13 protein-coding genes are annotated in these 18,819 nt (G+C 70.0%); 10 read left to right on the top strand and 3 right to left on the bottom strand.

Translation table 11 applies throughout. From position 1 onward, the window contains the following. Positions 1–180: 180 nt before the first annotated feature. Complete coding sequence (locus NE857_RS27270; RefSeq protein ID WP_254418237.1) at positions 181–1,605, top strand: aldehyde dehydrogenase family protein; 1,425 nt, start codon at positions 181–183, stop codon at positions 1,603–1,605. Between the two features lie 121 nt (positions 1,606–1,726). On the opposite strand, the gene NE857_RS27265 is transcribed toward NE857_RS27270, so the two are convergent. Next, positions 1,727–2,806: a trypsin-like serine peptidase gene (locus tag NE857_RS27265; protein WP_254418236.1), complete on the bottom strand. Its 1,080-nt coding sequence runs from the start codon at positions 2,804–2,806 to the stop codon at positions 1,727–1,729. Between the two features lie 195 nt (positions 2,807–3,001). After that, positions 3,002–4,636, bottom strand: coding sequence for a CocE/NonD family hydrolase (locus NE857_RS27260; RefSeq protein WP_254418235.1), 1,635 nt, complete (start codon positions 4,634–4,636; stop codon positions 3,002–3,004). A gap of 306 nt (positions 4,637–4,942) precedes the next feature. Here NE857_RS27260 and dxr point away from each other — a divergent pair, with 306 nt between their 5' ends. The 6 genes from dxr to NE857_RS27230 all read left to right on the top strand — a co-directional run bounded on the left by dxr (position 4,943) and on the right by NE857_RS27230 (position 13,816). Continuing rightward, a complete protein-coding gene (gene dxr, locus NE857_RS27255; protein WP_254422113.1) occupies positions 4,943–6,145 on the top strand; it encodes a 1-deoxy-D-xylulose-5-phosphate reductoisomerase in 1,203 nt (400 codons plus the stop codon). Positions 6,146–6,172: 27 nt separating this feature from the next. Beyond that, a complete protein-coding gene (locus NE857_RS27250) occupies positions 6,173–7,528 on the top strand; it encodes a M50 family metallopeptidase (RefSeq protein WP_254418234.1) in 1,356 nt (451 codons plus the stop codon). A gap of 289 nt (positions 7,529–7,817) precedes the next feature. Beyond that, a complete protein-coding gene (ispG, locus tag NE857_RS27245; protein WP_254418233.1) occupies positions 7,818–8,972 on the top strand; it encodes a flavodoxin-dependent (E)-4-hydroxy-3-methylbut-2-enyl-diphosphate synthase in 1,155 nt (384 codons plus the stop codon). Positions 8,973–9,435: 463 nt separating this feature from the next. Further along, positions 9,436–10,896 carry an amino acid permease gene (locus NE857_RS27240; RefSeq protein ID WP_254418232.1) on the top strand — a complete coding sequence of 487 codons (1,461 nt, stop codon included), beginning with the start codon at positions 9,436–9,438 and terminating at the stop codon, positions 10,894–10,896. A 303-nt stretch (positions 10,897–11,199) separates the two neighbouring features. Then, positions 11,200–12,015 carry a carbon-nitrogen hydrolase family protein gene (locus NE857_RS27235; RefSeq protein WP_254418231.1) on the top strand — a complete coding sequence of 272 codons (816 nt, stop codon included), beginning with the start codon at positions 11,200–11,202 and terminating at the stop codon, positions 12,013–12,015. Between the two features lie 76 nt (positions 12,016–12,091). Further along, positions 12,092–13,816, top strand: a complete 1,725-nt coding sequence (locus tag NE857_RS27230) for a flavin monoamine oxidase family protein (protein WP_254418230.1) — start codon at positions 12,092–12,094, stop codon at positions 13,814–13,816. 195 nt (positions 13,817–14,011) lie between these two features. On the opposite strand, the gene NE857_RS27225 is transcribed toward NE857_RS27230, so the two are convergent. Next, entirely contained in the window at positions 14,012–14,476 is a 465-nt protein-coding gene (locus NE857_RS27225) for an Lrp/AsnC family transcriptional regulator (protein ID WP_017581810.1), read from the bottom strand. 144 nt (positions 14,477–14,620) lie between these two features. Here NE857_RS27225 and NE857_RS27220 point away from each other — a divergent pair, with 144 nt between their 5' ends. From NE857_RS27220 to NE857_RS27210, 3 genes are all read left to right on the top strand, one after another. Beyond that, positions 14,621–16,258: an alpha/beta fold hydrolase gene (locus NE857_RS27220; protein ID WP_254418229.1), complete on the top strand. Its 1,638-nt coding sequence runs from the start codon at positions 14,621–14,623 to the stop codon at positions 16,256–16,258. Positions 16,259–16,385: 127 nt separating this feature from the next. Further along, a complete protein-coding gene (locus tag NE857_RS27215; protein WP_254418228.1) occupies positions 16,386–17,228 on the top strand; it encodes a GNAT family N-acetyltransferase in 843 nt (280 codons plus the stop codon). Positions 17,229–17,416: 188 nt separating this feature from the next. Next, the gene (locus tag NE857_RS27210; RefSeq protein WP_254418227.1) at positions 17,417–18,646 is read left to right on the top strand and encodes a Bcr/CflA family efflux MFS transporter; all 1,230 of its coding nucleotides are present in this window, start codon (positions 17,417–17,419) and stop codon (positions 18,644–18,646) included. Positions 18,647–18,819 lie beyond the last annotated feature (173 nt).

Here is an 18,819-nt window from a genome sequence, read left to right as displayed (position 1 = left end):
CGTCCACGTGTACACGCCACTCGGCGTGCGGGAAGGCCTCCCGTAGCCGGGTGAGCGCCGCCATGGTGGCGCGGGGCGCCGACAGTCCGGACCGGATGCGCCACAGTGGCCAATGTCCGGTCCCCGGTTGGCAACTGTGGACAAAGCGGCTCTGCCCGGGCGCGGGTTAGCGTCACCGACATGAGCACGCACCCGTTCTGGCTGGCCGGAACCGCCGCGACCGGCGACACCGAGATGACCGTCCGCAACCCCTACACCGGCGAGGTGGCGGGCGTCGTCTCCGTGCCCACCGAGGCCCAGGTGGAGGCCGCCGTCGCCGCCGCGGACGCGGTGGCCGCCCAGGCCGCCGCCCTGCCCGCGCACGTACGCGCCGGGGCCCTCGACCACATCTCCCGGCGCATCGGCGAGCGCGCTGAGGAGATCGCCCAGACCATCACCGCCGAGAGCGGCAAGCCGATCAAGTGGGCCCGCGCCGAGGCCGGGCGCGCGGTCTCGGTGTTCCGCTGGGCCGCAGAGGAGGCCCGCCGGGACAGCGGCGAGCTCCAGCGCCTGGACACCGACCCGGGCGGTACCGGGCGGATGGCCATGGTCCGCCGGGTCCCCAAGGGTCCGGTCCTGGGCATCTCCCCGTTCAACTTCCCGCTCAACCTGGTCGCCCACAAGGTGGCCCCGGCCATCGCGGTGGGCACCCCGGTGATCCTCAAGCCCGCCCCGGCCACTCCGATCACCGCCCTGATCCTCGGTGAGATCCTCGCCGAGACCGACCTGCCCGCAGGCATGTTCTCGGTGCTGCCCATGCCCAACGAGCTGGCTGCCCCGCTGATCACCGACGAGCGCCTGCCCGTCATCTCCTTCACCGGCGGCCCCTTCGGCTGGGAGATCCAGCGGCGCGCCCCGCACAAGCACGTCACCCTGGAGCTCGGCGGCAACGCCGCGGCCGTGGTGCTCGACGACGCCGACCTCGACTGGGCCGCCCAGCGGGTCGCGCTGTTCGGCAACAACCAGGCCGGTCAGGTGTGCATCGGCGTGCAGCGGGTCGTGGTCACCGAGTCCGTCTACGAGGAGTTCCTGCCGCGCCTGGTCAACCAGGTCGAGGCCCTCGGCACCGGGGACCCGGCCGACCCGAAGACCGACGTCGGTCCGCTGGTCGACGAGGCCGCCGCCGAGCGGGTGTCCTCCTGGATCGACGAGGCGGTCGCCGCGGGGGCGCGACTGCTCACCGGTGGCCTCCGTGACGGCGTCACCGTCGCGCCGACCGTCCTGGCGGACGTGCCCGCCGACGCCAAGGTGGTGCGCGAGGAGGTGTTCGGCCCCGTGCTGGTCATCCAGCGGGTCGCCGACACCGACGCCGCCTTCGCCGCGGTCAACGACAGCGATTTCGGCCTGCAGGCCGGGATCTTCACCCGTGACCTGCCCACCGCCTTCCGGGCCCACCGCGAGCTGGAGGTGGGCGGCGTGGTCATCGGCGACGTGCCCACCTTCCGCGCCGACCAGATGCCCTACGGCGGCGTCAAGCGTTCGGGTGTGGGCAAGGAGGGCCTGCGCGCCGCGATGACCGACCTCACCCACGAGCGGGTCCTCGTCCTCACCGGCATCGACCTCTAGGCCGGGGGAGAGCCGGGTCCGGTGGCGGTCGGACCGGGGAGAAGGCGGGGCGGTGGTGACCGGGGATGGCGCCACCGCCCCGCCGTCGCGTTCGGGCACGGGTCGGATCGGGTCGGATCGTCTACAGCTGGTTGGCGTGGTCGAAGAGGCGCTTGGCCTCGGTTCCCAGACGCGGCCCGTACTGCGTGTTGCGGTCGTCGGCGTACTTGAAGCTCACCACCGAGGAGATGGTGCCCTGCCCGGTAGCGGGGTCGAAGCCGGTGAACCAGGGACCGCCGCTGGAGCCCTGGGTCATGGTGCAGCGGACGCCGTTGGCGGTGGTGCCGCCGGTGTCGGGAACCGTGCGGCCGGAGCAGTAGTGCAGGTGGCGGCCGTTGAAGGGCGAGGCTGCCGGGTAGCCGAAGGTGTACACCTGCACCCCGTCGCGGACCCGCTGCTCGGTCCAGGTGTCGAAGGCGATCTTCTGGGCGCCGACCCGGTCCTGCACGCTGGCGCCGCCGTCCCGGTTCAGTACGACCATCGCGAAGTCGTAGCTGTCGTCGGCCCGGTTGGCCCACTGCGGGGCGACCATGAGGTCACGGGCGGTGAACTTGCCGTGCGGGCTGGAGCCGTCGGCGTAACCGGGGACGAAGGTCCAGTTGCGGGCCCAGGAGCCGCGGCCGTCCTTGGCGCAGTGCCCGGCGGTCACCAGGGTGCTGCCGTTGGCGGAGTCCACGACCGACGCCGAACAGGTGAAGTCGCGCCCGTCCATGGTCAGGTACACCTTGCCGGTGGTCCGGCTGACGCGGCCGCCGTCGTTCCAGCGTTCCCCGTCGCTGTCGGGTCGGGCGGCCTGCGGCTCGACCTCGGCGGGGGAGCGGTGCAGGGGTTCGGCGAGCCCGAGAGCCGAGTCGACCAGGCTGGAGATGGGCTGCGCGGCGGCCATCCGGTCGCTGGTCCAGTAGTCGAGGACGGCGGCGTTCTGCTCGTCGGTCACGGCCCCGGTCTGGTGGACGACCCCGTCCATCCGGGTGGCGGCGACCCGACTCTGTTGGACGGGTGTTTCGGGGGCGAGCGAGTCCGGGAGGGCGGCGGAGGCGTGCAGGGCCTGGGTCACGGCCGAGGCCGGGGCGGGCAGGTGGTCGACGAGGGCCAGACCCCCGAGGGCGACCGCGGCGGCGGCCAGCGGCGCGAGGATCTTGCGTGCGGTGGACGAGGTCATGGCCACGATCTTTGCACACTTTGAGTAACTCAATAACTACTTTTAGTTTGTGTCGTGGCTTTCTCGGGAAACGAAGGGCGACCGGCCGACCCTGCGGGAGTTCGGGCCGACCGGCCGCCGGTCTCGTGATTTCCTCCTGGTCGAAAACCGAGGTATCGGTCAAGAGGTAACCGGGGTGTTCACAGGGGTCAGGGTCTAGCCGAGCGGGATCGTCACCTTCGTCGGGTTCTCCTCCGGCGAGGTCACCGTGACACGGTTGCCGATGCGGCTCTCGCTGTCGTAGCGCAGGTCCCTGCTGTCCACCACCACGGCCAGCCGGTGCCCGGCCGGGACGTCCCACACCACCGAGGACATCTCGGTCTCCACCGTCACCGGCTCACCCGGGACGGCGTCGCGCAGCGTGTAGGGGGCGTGGCTCAGCAGGGAGCCGGTCCCGTGGGCGTTGATCGCGTACAGGTACACGAACACCGACTGGTCGGCGGTGGTCGGCGTGACCGTGAACGTCACCTCGGGCACACCGGCCACGCGGACGCCGTCGGGGTAGGCGGGGCTGGTCCACACCGCCGCCCGGTAGCGGTCCACGGTGGGCAGCAGTACTCCGGTGGGCACGTCGAAGAACTGCTGGAGCGCCCCGGACAGAATCACCGTGCCGCTGCGCGCCGTCGTGCCGATGCCGGTGCGGAAACCGTAGTTCCAGCCGGTCGCGGGCTCGGCCTCCATGGCGCCGCTGCTCTGCCAGCGGAGCCAGCTGGTGCTGGGCCGGTCCAGGTAGTACTCGTCGGTCCCGGCGGTCACCGACGGCCAGTCCGCGTGCGAGGTCCAGGCGCCGTTGCCGTTGTTGGGCTTGACGCGCACCGGCTCCTCGGCGTCGATGCCGTTGTCCTCGCCCTTGAGGTGGTGGTCGAACCAGCGGCCCAGGTCCTCCCAGACCTCGTTGGGCAGCCCGACCGCGCCGAACGCCTCGGGGGTGGCGTGGTCGCCGGGGGTGAGCATGAGCCGCTTGTCGCCGGACAGCTCCTCGTAGAAGTCGGCGATGTGCGCGGCCGGGAACATGCCGTCGTTCCAGCCGTGCGCCATCATGACGGCGGTCCCGTTGGCGTTGATCTGGTCCACCTTGGTGGCGGCCGAGCGGTCCGGGGCCATCTCGAGGATGGGGTCGATGTTGCCGCGCCGGTACTCGCGCTCCATCTCCTTGAGCGCCTCGCCCGGGGTGCCGAGCAGGTTCCCGGCCAGGAGCAGCAGCTCGGCGGACTGCACGTCGATGGTCTCGTTCGGGTAGAGCGAGGCCTCCAGGTCGGCCCAGCCGCTCATCGAGCCGACCGCCTTGACCCGGTCGTCCTCGGCTGCGGTGAGCAGGCTGATCCCGCCGCCGTAGGAGATGCCGGCCATACCGATCCGGTCGGCGTCGGCCTCGGTGTTCTCCAGGGCCCAGTCGATGACGGCGCTGGCGTCGGCCCGGTCCTCGGGGCCGGCCACCTCGATGCCGCCGCCGGAGTCCCAGAAGCCGCGCGAGGAGTAGGCGACGACCTGGTAGCCGGACTGCTCGGCCAGTTTCTTGGCCGCTCCGACGTACAGGATGTGCGGGGTCGCCCAGGCGGAGGGCATGACCAGCAGCGGGCGCGGTCCCTCGGCACCGGTGGGGGTGATGACCTTGGCCTTCAGCTCGGTGCCGTCATGGCTGACGATCGTCTCGTAGCTGATGGTCGATGCGATGGTGACCGCGGAGGCGGGCGCCGGGGACAGGGTGGCGACCGCGACGGCGGCCGCCGCCACACAGGAGAGGGAGCGAAGACGCGCGCCGGGGGAGGGGCGCGTACGGACAGGGATCATGTCGGAAACCTCGGCGGGGATGGGGCGGGGAGGTTCCGATGGGCAGTCGCGCCCGCACCATCGGGGGAGGCCGGTGTTCGGTCGCACCGGCGGTGATCGGCGTCTCTCTTTACTGTGAGGTAACTTACTCACGGGTCAAGTTAGGCGATCCCCGTGTCGTTGTAAAGACCCCGTGGCCCCGGTGTGTCCCCTCCGTTTCGCCGGAACTTCGTGCCGTCGCCCCGAGGGGTTGTCCACAGGGCATCGGCGCGGATCGGCCGGGTGCGCGACAATGGACCCGTGCGAGAAGAACAGCAGCGAACAGTAGTGATCCTCGGCTCCACCGGCTCCATCGGAACCCAGGCCGTCGACATCGTCCAGCGCAACCCCGAGCGCTTCCGGGTGGTGGGCCTGGCCGCCGGGGGCGGCCGGGCGGACCTGCTGGCCAAGCAGGCCGTGGACCTGGGGGCCGAACGCGTCGCCGTGGCCGATCCGGCCCGCGCGGCCGAGCTCACCCGCCTCCTCGGCGAGCAGGGCGCCGCCCCCGAGGTGCTGGTCGGCGCCCAGGGCGTGGCTGAGCTGGCCGCTTCCCCCTGTGACGTCGTCCTCAACGGGATCACCGGGGCGCTGGGTCTGGAGTCCACCCTGGCCACGCTGCGCGCCGGGACCACTTTGGCCCTGGCCAACAAGGAATCCCTGATCATCGGCGGGCCACTCGTACGCGATCTGGCCGCCCCCGGCCAGATCGTCCCGGTCGACTCCGAGCACTACGCCATCGCCCAGTGCTTCCCGTACCTGCCCGAGGGTGAGCTCACCAGCCCCGCTCAGGGGCTCGTGCACGCCGGACGGGCAGATGTGCGCCGCCTGGTGGTCACCGCCAGCGGCGGCCCCTTCCGCGGCCGCCGGGCCGAGGAGCTGGCCGACGTCACCCCCGCCGAGGCGCTCGACCACCCCACCTGGAGCATGGGCCCGGTCATCACCGTCAACTCCGCGACCCTGGTCAACAAGGGTCTGGAGGTGATCGAGGCCAACCTGCTCTTCGACGTGCCCTTCGACCGCATCGACGTGGTCGTCCACCCGCAGTCGATCGTGCACTCCATGGTCGAGTACGTGGACGGCACCACCCTGGCCAAGGCCAGCCCGCCCAGCATGATGATCCCGATCGCCTACGGGATCGGCGCCCCCGAACGCGTCCCCGACGCCGCCCCGGGCATGGACTGGACCAAGGCGCAGAGCTGGACCTTCGAGCCCCTGGACGAGGAGGCCTTCCCCGCCGTGCGGCTGGCCGCGGAGGTCGGTGCCGCGGGCGGTACGGCCCCGGCCGTCTACAACGCGGCCAACGAGGAGGCGGTCGACGCCTTCCTGAAGGGAAACCTCGCGTTCCCGGCCATCATGGACACTGTCTCCCAGGTAGTCTCAGAACACCAGCGGACGGAGCGCCCGGGGGCCTCGACCCTGACCCTGGACGACGTGTACGCCGCTGACACCTGGGCCCGAACCCGCGCGCGCGAGCTGCTCACCCGCGGCTGAGGGCCATACTGGCTTGAGGAGAGATACATGGTCGTCCTGCTGACCGTGGTCGGGATCGTCCTGTTCGTGGTGGGACTGCTGTTCTCGATCGCATGGCACGAGCTCGGCCATATGTCCACGGCCAAGATGTTCGGGATCAAGTGCACCGAGTTCATGGTGGGCTTCGGCAAGACGCTGTGGTCGGTGCGCAGGGGCGAGACCGAGTACGGCATCAAGGCCGTCCCGCTCGGCGGCTTCGTGCGGATGGTCGGCATGCTGCCGCCCGCCAAGCGCGCGGAGGGCGGCGGCGCCAAGAAGATGTCCCGCTGGCGGGCGATGGCCGAGGACGCCCGCGAGGCCTCCTACGTGGAGCTGTCACCCGAGGACCAGGACCGGCAGTTCTACCAGCGCGCCCCCTGGAAGCGCCTGATCGTCATGTTCGCCGGTCCGGGCATGAACCTCATCCTCGCGGTGATCCTGCTGGCCGTGCTCTTCATGGGGATCGGCGTGCACAAGGAGACCCCGCAGATCGGCCAGCTGCGCGAGTGCATCGTGCCCGCCGGGGTCACCGCCACCGAGTGCACCGACGAGTTCGACCGCACCCCCTCCTACGAGGCCGGGCTGGAGCCGGGTGACCTCATCCTCTCCATCGACGGCGAGCGCACCGAGGGCGCCAACGTCAACAGTCAGATCCGCCAGTCCCTCGGCCCCACCGAGTTCGTGATCGAACGTGACGGCGATCGCTTCACCACCGACATCGACATCGTCGAGAACGAGCTGCCCGCCCGGGACGCGGACGGCAACATCGTCTACGAGCTCGACGAGAACGGAAACCACGTCTACGACGAGCAGGGCCGCCGGGTCGCCGCCACCGAGGTCGTGGGCTTCCTGGGGGTCATCTTCGTCCAGGAGCGCCAGGCCCTGACCGTGGGGGAGTCGGTCTCCGAGGTCGGCACCATGCTGGTCAACGTCGGCGAGGCGATCATCGCCCTGCCCAGCCGGGTTCCCGAGGTGTTCGGCGCCGCTTTCCTGGGCGAGCAGCGCACCGAGGACTCCCCCGTGGGCATCGTCGGTATCTCCCGCATCGGCGGTGAGATCATGTCGCAGGGCCTGCCGGTGATCGACACCGTCGCGATCATGCTCAGCATCCTGGCCAGCGTCAACCTCTTCCTCTTCGCCTTCAACATGCTGCCGATCCTGCCGCTGGACGGCGGGCACATGGTCGGGGCGATCTGGGAGTCCATCAAGAAGTGGACCGCCAGGATCTTCCGACGACCGGACCCGGGGCCGGTGGACGTGGCGCTGCTGACCCCGGTGGCATACGTGATCGTGGCCTGTTTCCTGGTGTTCAGCGTCATCCTGCTCGTGGCCGACCTCATCAATCCGGTCCGATTGTTCGGTTGACGCAAGGCTGAACTCTTCGGGGTGGTCTCCGGGGTGCCCGGGGCCGCCCCGAGTTCGTCTTCGGTGAATGAACCCCGTTGAACTGGTGTGAGTGGGGCCACGACGGTCCGAGCGTCTTCTCAAAGGCGGGTAACCTTGGGGTCGCGTTCCGGGAACGCCGCCGCGGTTCAGGCCGCCCAGCCGGAGCACCCGAACGCGGCTCCGGGCGCTGTTCCGGGCGCCCTTCTCCACGAACCGGACGACATCAAGTGCCGCCCCCCTCTCCGGCGGCAGACGAGGTGAATCAAGCGTGACCATCGATCTCGGTATCCCCGCCACCCCGCCGCGCCCGCTGGCGACCCGGCGCAAGACCCGGCAGATCATGGTCGGGAACGTCCCCGTCGGCGGGGACGCCCCGGTTTCCGTGCAGTCGATGACGACCACCCGCACCTCCGACATCAACGCGACCCTGCAGCAGATCGCCGAGCTGACCGCCTCCGGCTGTCAGATCGTCCGGGTGGCCGTGCCCACCAACGACGATGCCGACGCGCTGCCGATCATCGCCAAGAAGTCGCAGATCCCGGTGATCGCCGACATCCACTTCCAGCCCAAGTACGTGTTCCAGGCCATCGACGCCGGCTGTGCGGCCGTGCGTGTCAACCCGGGCAACATCAAGAAGTTCGACGACAAGGTCGCCGAGATCGCCAAGGCCGCCGGTGACGCCGGGACCCCGATCCGGATCGGCGTCAACGCCGGTTCGCTCGACAAGCGCCTGCTCGCCAAGTACGGCAAGGCCACCCCCGAGGCGCTGGTGGAGTCCGCGCTGTGGGAGTGCTCGCTGTTCGAGGAGCACGGCTTCCACGACATCAAGATCTCGGTCAAGCACAACGACCCGGTCGTGATGGTCAACGCCTACCGCCAGCTGTCGCAGGCCTGCGACTACCCGCTGCACCTGGGCGTCACCGAGGCCGGTCCGGCCTTCCAGGGCACCATCAAGTCCGCCGTGGCCTTCGGGGCCCTGCTGTCGGAGGGGATCGGCGACACCATCCGCGTGTCCCTGTCCGCCCCGCCCGCCGAGGAGGTCAAGGTCGGCGCGCAGATCCTGGAGTCCCTGGGCCTGCGCGAGCGCGGTCTGGAGATCGTCTCCTGCCCGAGCTGCGGCCGCGCCCAGGTGGATGTGTACACGCTCGCCGAGGAGGTCACCGCCGGGCTGGAGGGCCTGGAGGTGCCGCTGCGGGTGGCTGTCATGGGCTGCGTCGTCAACGGTCCGGGTGAGGCGCGTGAGGCCGACCTGGGCGTGGCCTCGGGCAACGGCAAGGGCCAGATCTTCGTCAAGGGCGAGGTCATCAAGACCGTCCCCGAGTCCAAGATCGTGGAGACCCTCATCGAGGAGGCCATGCGCATCGCCGAGGAGATGGGCGAGGCCGGTATCGAGGGCGAGCCCAGCGTCTCCGTGGCGAGCTGACCCGCACCAGCGTGTCCAGCGGGCTTGACCCGCGGTTGAGGCTTCCGAGGGGAGCACGGCGAGTGGCCGTGCTCCCCCTTTGCTTCTCCAGGAGGACTCGGGCTGTTCCAGGAACACTCGGCGACCATGGTCGCTTACACCTACCGGCGATGCGCAGTCATCGAAACCCGGGCCATCGAAACCCAGGTCGTCGAACCCCAGTCGTGGGAACCCGGCCGCGTCCTCGCAGGTCACGCGGGAGTGGTCACATTGGGTCACTTCATATGACATGAATCACGGTCGCGTGCGTTTTCTTGCGCCGATACGCATGATTCCGCTGGATAAAGCGGACAAATGCAACAAATTTGGGTCATGTTACTCAGGCAACACCATTAACGTTGCCTAGGGCACATTTGGGGTGCCGTTGGTTCGAGACGGCGCCGATCCGGTGCGCCCGCCCCGCAGAACGTCGAGGAGTCAATTCGTGGTGGACCAGAAGACCCCCGCGCAGGTGAGCGCGGCAGCGCCCACGCTCGGGCAACGCCTGAGCCGGCGCAAGCCGGTCGAGAAGCTGGTGGCCGAGACCGAGAGCGGCAGCGGACTGCGCCGTACCATGGGTTTCTGGCAGCTGTCCATGATCGGTATCGGTGCCACCCTGGGCACCGGCATCTTCGTCGTCCTCGGTGAGGCCGTCCCGATCGCCGGGCCCGCCGTCATCCTGGCGTTCGTCCTTGCCGGTGTGACCGCGCTGTTCTCCGCGCTCGCCTACGCCGAGATGGCCGGGATGATCCCCGCCTCCGGCTCGGCCTACTCCTACAGTTACGCCACCATGGGCGAGTTCATGGCCTGGGTGTGCGGCTGGTGTCTGATGCTGACCTACGGCGTCTCCGTCGCCGCGGTCGGCGTCGGCTGGGGCCAGTACATCAACGAGCTCCTGCAGCTGACCACGGGCCTGTCGCTGCCCGGCGCGTTCCTGGCCGGACCCCTCGAGGGCGGCGTGATCAACGTGCCCGCCGCCATCGTGGTCCTGTTGTCGATGTTCGCCCTGCTCGCCGGGGTCCGTGAGAGCACCCGCGTCAACGCCGTCATGGTCGCCATCAAGGTCGCCGTGCTGGTGATGTTCGTGGCCATCGCGATCACCGCCGTCCAGGACGGCAACTTCGCCCCGTTCATGCCGATGGGCATGGCCGGTGTCTCCGCCGCCGGTGCCACCCTGTTCTTCTCCTACATCGGTTTCGACTCCGCCTCCACCGCCAGTGAGGAGGCCAAGAACCCGCAGCGCGACCTGCCGCGCGCCATCATGTTCTCGATGATCGTGGTCACCGCGATCTACTGCCTGGTGGCCTTCAGCGCGGTCGGCGCCCTCAACTGGGAGCTGTTCGCCGAGGGGCAGACCTCCCTGGCAGGCATCCTGACCGTCGTTACCGGCACCCCGATCTGGGCGGTCATCTTCGCGGCCGGCGCCGTCCTGGCCCTGGCCAGCGTCGTCCTGGTCGTGCTCTACAGCCAGACCCGCATCCTCTTCGCGATGTCGCGCGACGGCCTCATCCCCAAGGCCTTCTCCAAGGTCGACGCCAAGGGCACCCCGCGCACCAACACCATCATCACCTCGGTGTTCATCGCCCTGCTGGCCGCGCTCATCCCGCTCGGCCCGCTCGCCGACGCCACCGCGATCGGCACGCTCTTCGCCTTCGCCCTGGTCAACGTGGCCGTCCTGGTGCTGCGCAAGAACCGCCCCGACCTCAAGCGCGCCTTCCGGATGCCCGGCGCTCCGGTCACCCCGGTCCTCGGCGTCCTGGCCTGCGCCTACCTGATGTTCAGCATGTCGCTCAGCGTGTGGATCGCCTTCGGCGTCTGGCTCGCGATCGGCCTGGTCATCTACTTCGGCTACAGCATGCGCCGCTCCGCGCTGGAGACCGAGCCGACCGTCGAGGTCCGCTCCTAGCCAGCTCCTGAGCAGCGACCGCGCCCGCCTCAGAATCAGCGCGGTGGGCTCGGACACAGGGCGGGGCCGGCGGAATCCCCGGCCCCGCCCTCGCGTTCTGCCTGGGGGCGAAGGACCGCGGCCCCGGGGTCGAAGGCGGAGATCCAAGGGTAACGAGCGCGAATTCGCGCACCCGCGCAACGAACCACGGTGGTCCGGTGCGAACTCGCAACAGAGTGCACACCCCACACACCGATCCCACGCCCTGCTCCACTTAGAGTGGACGCGGCTGACCAGCGACGACACACCGGGAGGTGCACAGCGATGCCCACACCACTGCGCGTGGCCCTCGACCAGGGCACGGGACGCAGCGGCGACACCGCCTCCTCCCTGGTCCGGCTCCGCGAGCGGGCCCGCACGGCCGCGGCCGAGGGCGCCGAGCTCCTGATCACCCCCGAGATGTCGATGACCGGCTACAACATCGGGGAACGGGTCGCGAAGCTGGCCGAGCCCGCCGACGGGCCGCTCTTCGAGGCGGCCTCCCGGATCGCCGCCGAGAGCGGCGTCGCGATCGTCTACGGCTTCCCTGAACTGGCCGACGGGAACGTCTACAACGCGGTGCGGCTCGTGGACGCCACGGGGGCCTCCCGCGCGCTCTACCGCAAGACCCACCTGTTCGGCGACCTGGACCGGAACCTGTTCAGCGCCGGTGACGACCTGGTCGTCCAAGCGGACCTCGGCGCCCACCGGATCGGCTTCCTCGTCTGCTACGACGTGGAGTTCCCCGAGGCCGTGCGCGCGCACGCGCTGGCCGGGACCACCTTCCTCGTCGTGCCCACCGCCCTGATGGGCCCGAACACCTCGGTGGCCACCCTCCTCGCCCCGGCCCGGGCCATGGAGAACCAGATCCACCTAGCCTACGTGAACCGCTGCGACACCGAGGCGGAGCTCGACTACGTGGGCCTGAGCACGCTGGTGGGCCCCGACGGCACCGAGCTGCTGCGGGCCGGGCCCACGGAGGAGCTACTGGTCGGCGCGGTCGACCCGGCCGCCACCGAGCTGTCCCGCGCTGAACTCTCCTACCTGGGTGACCGCCGCCCGGAGCTGTACCCCGAGCCCGCGGCCGCCACCCGCTCCTGACACCTCTCAGCCAGTACCTCTCACCCACCACCACACCCATCCCCGGTGAAACCCAGCCCAGCGAAGGAGGGCCTTCATGACGTCTGCCGTGCCCACGGCCGCCGGTAGCGCGCCCGCTACCGACACCCCGGCCAACGACCGTCCGCTGACCATGTCCGGTCCCGACTTCCCGTTCGCCTACGACGAGTTCCTGGCGCACCCGGCCGGGCTGGGCCAGGTTCCGGCCGAGCACCACGGCACCGAGGTCGCGGTGATCGGTGGCGGTCTGTCCGGCATCGTCACCGCCTACGAGCTCATGAAGATGGGCCTCAAGCCGGTCGTGTACGAGGCCGACCGCATCGGCGGCCGCCTGCGCACCGAGCGCCTGCCCGGCGCCCCCGCCGACGTGGTCGCCGAGATGGGCGCGATGCGCTTCCCGCCGACCTCCACCTCCTTCTGGCACTACTCGGACCGGATGGGCCTGACCACCAGCCCCTTCCCGAACCCGCTCTCCGCGGCCACCCCGAGCACCGTCGTCGACCTCAAGGGCGAGTCGCACTACGCGACCCACCTGGACGACCTGCCCGAGGTCTACCGCGAGGTGGCGCGCGCCTGGGACCAGACCCTGGAGAGTGTCGAGCACACCCGCATGCAGAAGGCGATCCGCGAGCGCGACGTCGCCACCCAGAAGGAGATCTGGAACCGGCTGGTCGAGAAGCTGGACAACCAGACCTTCTACGGCTTCCTGTGTGAGTCCCCGGGCTTCTCCTCCTTCCGCAACCGCGAGGTCTTCGGCCAGGTGGGCTTCGGTACCGGAGGCTGGGACACCGACTTCCCCAACTCCATCCTGGAGATCCTGCGGGTCACCTACACCGGCGCGGACGACGACCACATGGGCATCGTCGGCGGTGTGGACCAGCTCCCGCTGCGCCTGTGGGAGGACGCCCCGGACAAGCTCGTGCACTGGGCGCAGGGCACCTCCCTGGCCGCGCTGCACGGCGGTGACCCGCGCCCGGCCGTGACCGCGCTGCGCCGGACCGCCGCCAAGGGGAACCCGGCGGGCAACATCACCGTCACCGACTCCTCCGGCTCGACCCGCACCTACGCGGCCGCGGTGTTCACGGCGCAGTCCTGGATGATGCTGTCCAAGATCGACTGCGACGACGACCTGCTGCCGATCGACCACTGGACGGCGATCGAGCGGACCCACTACATGGAGTCCTCCAAGCTGTTCGTCCCGGTGGACCGCGCGTTCTGGCGGGACAAGGACCCGGAGACCGGCCGCGACGTGATGAGCATGACGCTCACCGACCGGATGACCCGGGGCACCTACCTGCTGGAGGGTGAGGACCCGGACGGCCCCGCGGCGATCTGCATGTCCTACACCTGGTGCGACGACTCGCTCAAGTGGCTGCCGCTCTCGGGCAACGAGCGGCTGGAGGTCATGCTGGCCTCGCTCGGCAAGATCTACCCGGGCGTGGACATCCGCTCCCACATCACCGGCGATCCGGTCACCGTGTCCTGGGAGGACGAGCCCTACTTCATGGGCGCGTTCAAGGCCAACCTGCCGGGCCACTACCGGTACCAGCGCCGCCTGTTCACCCACTTCCACCAGGCGGACCTGGATGAGCGCCACCGCGGGCTGTTCCTCGCGGGCGACGACGTGTCCTGGACCGCCGGCTGGGCCGAGGGTGCGGTGCAGACCGCCCTGAACGCGGTGTGGGGCGTCATGCACCACTTCGGCGGCCAGACCGACCCGAGCAACCCGGGCCCGGGCGACCGCTTCGACGAACTGGCCCCGGTCACCCTCCCGGAGGACTAGGGCCAGAGCCGAGGCCCCTGAGGGGCCTCTCCCCGGACCCCGGAAGCGTTCCCTGACGGCGCTACCGGGGTCCTTCGCTGTGCCTACCTGCTCTCTTGTTCCGGTTCCCAGTCCCAGAACCGTGAAGGCGCATCCCCCGGGCCACCCCAAGGCAGCCCCCGCGACGTCAGGCGCTCTGGTCGCCGCCCGAACCTCCTAGGACAGGTCGGCGGCTCCGGCGAGGATGGGCTGGTCGACCAGGCGGGACAGCACCAGGGTGCTCTTGGTGCGCACCACGAAGGGTTCGGCGCCGATGCGCTCGATGACCTCTTCCAGGTGCTGGGTGTCGCGGGCGCGGACCTGCACTATGGCGTCGGCCTCCCCGGTGACCGTGCACGCCGAGGTGATCTCCGCGTAGCTGGCCAGGCCGATGCGGATCTCGCTGGGTGAGGTGCGCGCACGGCAGTAGAGCTCGATGAAGGCCTCGGTGGTCCAGCCGATCGCCTGGGGTTCGACGACCACGGTGAAACCGCGGACGGCGCCGGACTCCACCAGGCGGTCCACCCGGCGCTTCACAGCGGACGGGCTGAGACCGACCTCGCCGCCGATCTCCGCGAAACTCATCCGCGCGTCCGCGCCGAGTATCGCGATGATCCGCTCATCGACACGATCAAGCCGCATTATGCCCCTTTGTCCATGTCTGATCCGACCAGGGCACATGTTACCGGGGGAGTACTCAGATGGGGTCCGTGTCGCTTCCCATGATTACATTCGGTGATGGAGACAATGCATGGGGACAACACGGTAGTCATCGGGGGTAATCGAGTGCGATCAACAGGCACGCAGTGGGCCGCTGTCTCCGCCGGGGTGCTCCTGGCCTCCCTGATCACCGCGCCGACGGCACAGGCCGCCGAGAACGGGACCGCCGCCGCACCCACCACCCGCATCGACCAGAAGGCGGTCGGCTGGCAGCCCTGTGAGGACCTCGACCCGGTCGGTGACGCCAAACTCGAGTGCGCGACCATCACCGTCCCCTTGGCCCGGACCACCGGCGGGGAACGCGTCAACGACCTCGCCGAGACCGTGGAGATCGCCCTGTCCCGCGTCCGCGCCACCGGCACCGCCGAACACACCATGCTGGTCAACCCCGGCGGACCCGGCAGCGCCGGACGCATGTGGGCCGCGCACACCCACAACCGCATGCCCGCGGAACTCCGCGAGACCTATGACGTGGTCGCCTTCGACCCGCGCGGTATGGGCGCCTCCACCCCCTCCGTCACCTGCGACCCCGGCTTCTTCACCCCCGTCCGCAAGGACACCGTTCCAGCCGACGCAGCCGAGGAGGACGCCCTGCGCCAGGACGCCGAGGCCTACGCCACCGCCTGCGCGGAGGGCGCCGGACCGCTCCTGGACCACATGCGCACCGAGGACACCGCGCACGACATGGACGCCATCCGGATCGCCCTCGACCTCGAACAGGTCGACTACCTCGGCTACTCCTACGGCAGCTACCTCGGCACCGTCTACTCCTCCCTCTACCCGGACAGCGTGCGCGCCGTGATCCTGGACAGCGTCGTCAATCCGGACAACCCCTGGTACGAGAGCAACCTCGTGCAGAGCCGCGCCCTGGACCGCGCCGCTCACAACTTCTTCGCCTGGGTCGCCCGCCACGACGACACCTACGGCCTGGGCACCCACCGCGAGGCGGTCGCCGACGCCTACTACGACCTGCGCGCCGAACTGCGTGAGAGCCCCCTCGACGACACCGTCGGCCCCACCGAACTCGAGGGCGCCGTCATCGTCGTCGCCTACAGCGGCAATGTCTGGCCCGCCGTCGCCGGGGCTCTGGCCGCACAGGTCAACGACGACGACCCGGCCCCGCTACTGGCCCTGCACGACTCCTACGGGGACGACGCCGACAGTGACCCCGGCTATGGCGGCTACCTCGCGGTCCAGTGCACCGACGCCGAGTGGCCCGGTGACTGGCAGGCCTGGCGCGCGAACGCCGAAGCGGTCCACGAGGACGCGCCCTTCATGGGGTGGCACAACATCTGGTACAACGCGCCCTGTGTCACCTGGGAAGGCGAGTCCGCCCCCTGGTTCCAGATCGGCGACGGACCCTACGAACACCCCGCCTACGACGGAGACGTGCTCATCGTGCACGCCACCGGCGACGGCGCCACCCCGGTCGAGGGCTCCCACGCCCTGCGGGGCCGCCTGCCCGGCTCCTCCCTGGTCATCGAGGACGGCGGCATCACCCACGGCGTCGCCCTCACCGGCAACACCTGCGTCGACGAGACCGTCTTCGCCTACCTCCAGGACCTGACCCTGCCCGAACGCGGGGTCGAAGGCCCCGACCTGACCTGCGACGCACGGCCCGAACCCCAGCCGCGCACCGCACAGAGCGCCCCCCACGCGCCGGTGGACCGCCTCGGCCCGATCGGACTCGAAACGACCAGGTGAGACCGGACAGCGAAATCACTCAGTGGAGACGGTCTAATAGGCTGGAATCGGCGCGAATTCGTCGTGGGCCCACGAACCGCTCCGGCATCCCGCCGGACACGGTGACCGGGTAGATGGGGGAGATGCGATGCTGCGGACCTCGGCGGTTCGAATCCTTGGCGAACGCGACAGGGAGGCCGTCCGCGAGCTACTCGACGCCGACCCGGTGGGCAACGTCTTCGTCGCCTCGCGCCTGATGACCACCGGGATCTCCGGCGGCGGCGTGGGCGCCGAGGTCTGGGGCCACATGGAGCGCGGCAGGCTCACCGCCCTGTGTTATTCGGGTGCCAACCTCGTCCCGGTCAACGCCGGACCCACCGCCGTGCGCAGCTTCGCCGACCACGCCCGCTGGCGCGGCCGCCGCTGCTCTTCGATCGTCGGTCCGGTGGAGGCGGTCAACGACTTCTGGCAGCAGGTCACCCCCGCCTGGGGGCCCGCCCGCGCCATCCGCGCCAGCCAACCCGTCCTGGAGATCGACGGTCCGCCCTCCGTCGAACCCGACCCGCTGGTCCGCCGGGTCCGCATCTCCGAGATCAACACCCTGGTGCCCGCCTGCGTCGCCATGTTCACCGAGGAGGTCGGCGTCCCACCGGACTCCGGCGACGGCGGAGCCCTCTACCGCGCCCGCGTCGAGGAACTGGTCCGCACCGGCCGCGCCTTCGCCCGGATCGAGAACGGCCGCGTGGTCTTCAAGGCCGAGATCGGGGCCGTCACCCAGCACGTCTGCCAGATCCAGGGCGTCTGGGTCCACCCGGAGCTGCGCGGCCAGGGCCACTCCACCGCGGGCATGGCCGCCGTGGTCAACTACGCGCTGGCCGAGATCGCGCCCCGGGTGACGCTGTACGTCAACGACTTCAACACTCCGGCCCGGGCCGCCTACCAACGGGTGGGCTTCCGCCAGGTCGGGGAGGTCATGTCCGTGCTCTTCTGAAGGCGCTGCCGGGAAGTGCGGCGAACTCGGGGCCGTCACCGCCGTCCAGGCGCAGAAGCCGGACCGGTGGGACGAGTGGCATTCCTGACAGATCACAGTCAGATTGGCGACTGGGCAGGAAACGGGACAGGCGACCCTGGGTAGCGTGGACGCGCTCCTCCCGCCGCTTCCCCCCACAGAGAGACCCGATGCTCCGAAACCCGACCGGCCGCGCACGCCTGGGTCTGGCCCTCCTCCTCGCCATGCTGACGGTGCTGGGCCCGCTCAACATCGACATGTACCTCCCGGCCTTCCCGGAGATCTCGGCCGACCTCGGCGCCAACGCCTCCCAGGTGCAGCTGAGCCTCACAGCCTGCCTGGTCGGTCTCGCAGTGGGCCAGGTGGTCATCGGCCCGATCAGCGACGCCCGGGGGCGCCGGGGGCCGCTCCTGCTCTGCATCGCCCTGTTCGTCCTGGCATCGGCGCTGTGCGCCCTCGCCCCGAACACCGCCGTGCTCGTGCTGGGCCGTTTCCTCCAGGGCTTCACCGCCAGCGCCGGCGTGGTGCTCTCCCGCGCAGTGGTCCGCGACGTCTTCGACGGGGCCGCGCTCACCCGCTTCTTCGCTCTGATCATGGTGGTCGTCGCGGTCGCACCCATGGTCGCCCCCGTCGTCGGCGGCGGAGTCCTGCTGCTGCCCTCCGCGACCTGGCGGAGCATCTTCTGGACCCTGGCCCTGCTCGGCGCGGCGATCGTCCTGGTCGTGGCCCTGCGCCTGCCCGAGACCCTGCCCGCCGAACGGCGCATCCCCAGCACTCTCGGCGGGAGCCTGCGCACCATGGGCGTCCTCCTGCGTGACCGCCGCTACCTCGGCTACACCCTCATCGTGGGGTTGCTGCACGGCGGCAGCTTCGCCTACGTCGCCGGAACGCCCTTCGTCTATCAGGACCTGTACGGGGTGTCCCCGCAGGTCTTCGGCTTCCTCTTCGGCGTGAACGGCATCGCGATCATCCTCGGCAGCGCCGCCGTAGGCCGTCTCAGCGAACGTTTCGGAGAGCGCTCCCTCCTCGCTCTGGCCGTGACCGTGGCGGTGGCCTCCACCGCGGTGGTGTTCACCACGGCCTTCCTCCAGGGCCCGCTGGTGCTCCTGGTCGTGCCGATCTTCGTCTACATGACCTGCATGGGCATGGTCCTCACGGGGTCCTTCGCCCTGGCCATGGAAGGTCAGGAGAACCGGGCCGGGAGCGCGAGCTCTCTGCTTGGGGCCTTCCCGATGATCATCGGCGCCGCGGTCGCCCCCATGGTCGGCCTGGACGAGTCCACGGCGATCCCGATGGGGCTATTGCTGTTCGGCAGCTCCGCCCTGGGCTTGCTGGTCATGATGACGATGACCCGGCCGCCCGCCAGAGCCACTGTCCCCGAATCCGATCCCCACCCCTGACCCGAGGTGCCCAGGCTCCGCTCACCTCGGCATGTCCAACGACAAGCCCCAGTAGCGAGGCTCCTTGTCTCCCGAGCTCGGCGGACAAAGCGACACGTGTCCCGGTTGGTTGCCGCCGGGCTCCCTTCGTTGTGTGCGGTTCCTCGGGTTCCCCCGTTTCCCGCCGCTTGATG

The organism is Nocardiopsis exhalans (assembly GCF_024134545.1).
Taxonomy (GTDB): domain Bacteria; phylum Actinomycetota; class Actinomycetes; order Streptosporangiales; family Streptosporangiaceae; genus Nocardiopsis; species Nocardiopsis exhalans.
Note: the sequence above shows the minus strand (reverse complement) of the source record. Positions and strands in the feature narration are given on the sequence as shown.

Coding starts and splice junctions, on each gene's coding strand:
- NE857_RS27270 (WP_254418237.1), top strand. CDS start 181: ATGAGCACGCACCCGTTCTGGCTGGCCGGAACCGCCGCGACCGGCGAC.
- NE857_RS27265 (WP_254418236.1), bottom strand. CDS start 2,806: ATGACCTCGTCCACCGCACGCAAGATCCTCGCGCCGCTGGCCGCCGCC.
- NE857_RS27260 (WP_254418235.1), bottom strand. CDS start 4,636: ATGATCCCTGTCCGTACGCGCCCCTCCCCCGGCGCGCGTCTTCGCTCC.
- NE857_RS27250 (WP_254418234.1), top strand. CDS start 6,173: ATGGTCGTCCTGCTGACCGTGGTCGGGATCGTCCTGTTCGTGGTGGGA.
- NE857_RS27235 (WP_254418231.1), top strand. CDS start 11,200: ATGCCCACACCACTGCGCGTGGCCCTCGACCAGGGCACGGGACGCAGC.
- NE857_RS27230 (WP_254418230.1), top strand. CDS start 12,092: ATGACGTCTGCCGTGCCCACGGCCGCCGGTAGCGCGCCCGCTACCGAC.
- NE857_RS27225 (WP_017581810.1), bottom strand. CDS start 14,476: ATGCGGCTTGATCGTGTCGATGAGCGGATCATCGCGATACTCGGCGCG.
- NE857_RS27215 (WP_254418228.1), top strand. CDS start 16,386: ATGCTGCGGACCTCGGCGGTTCGAATCCTTGGCGAACGCGACAGGGAG.
- NE857_RS27210 (WP_254418227.1), top strand. CDS start 17,417: ATGCTCCGAAACCCGACCGGCCGCGCACGCCTGGGTCTGGCCCTCCTC.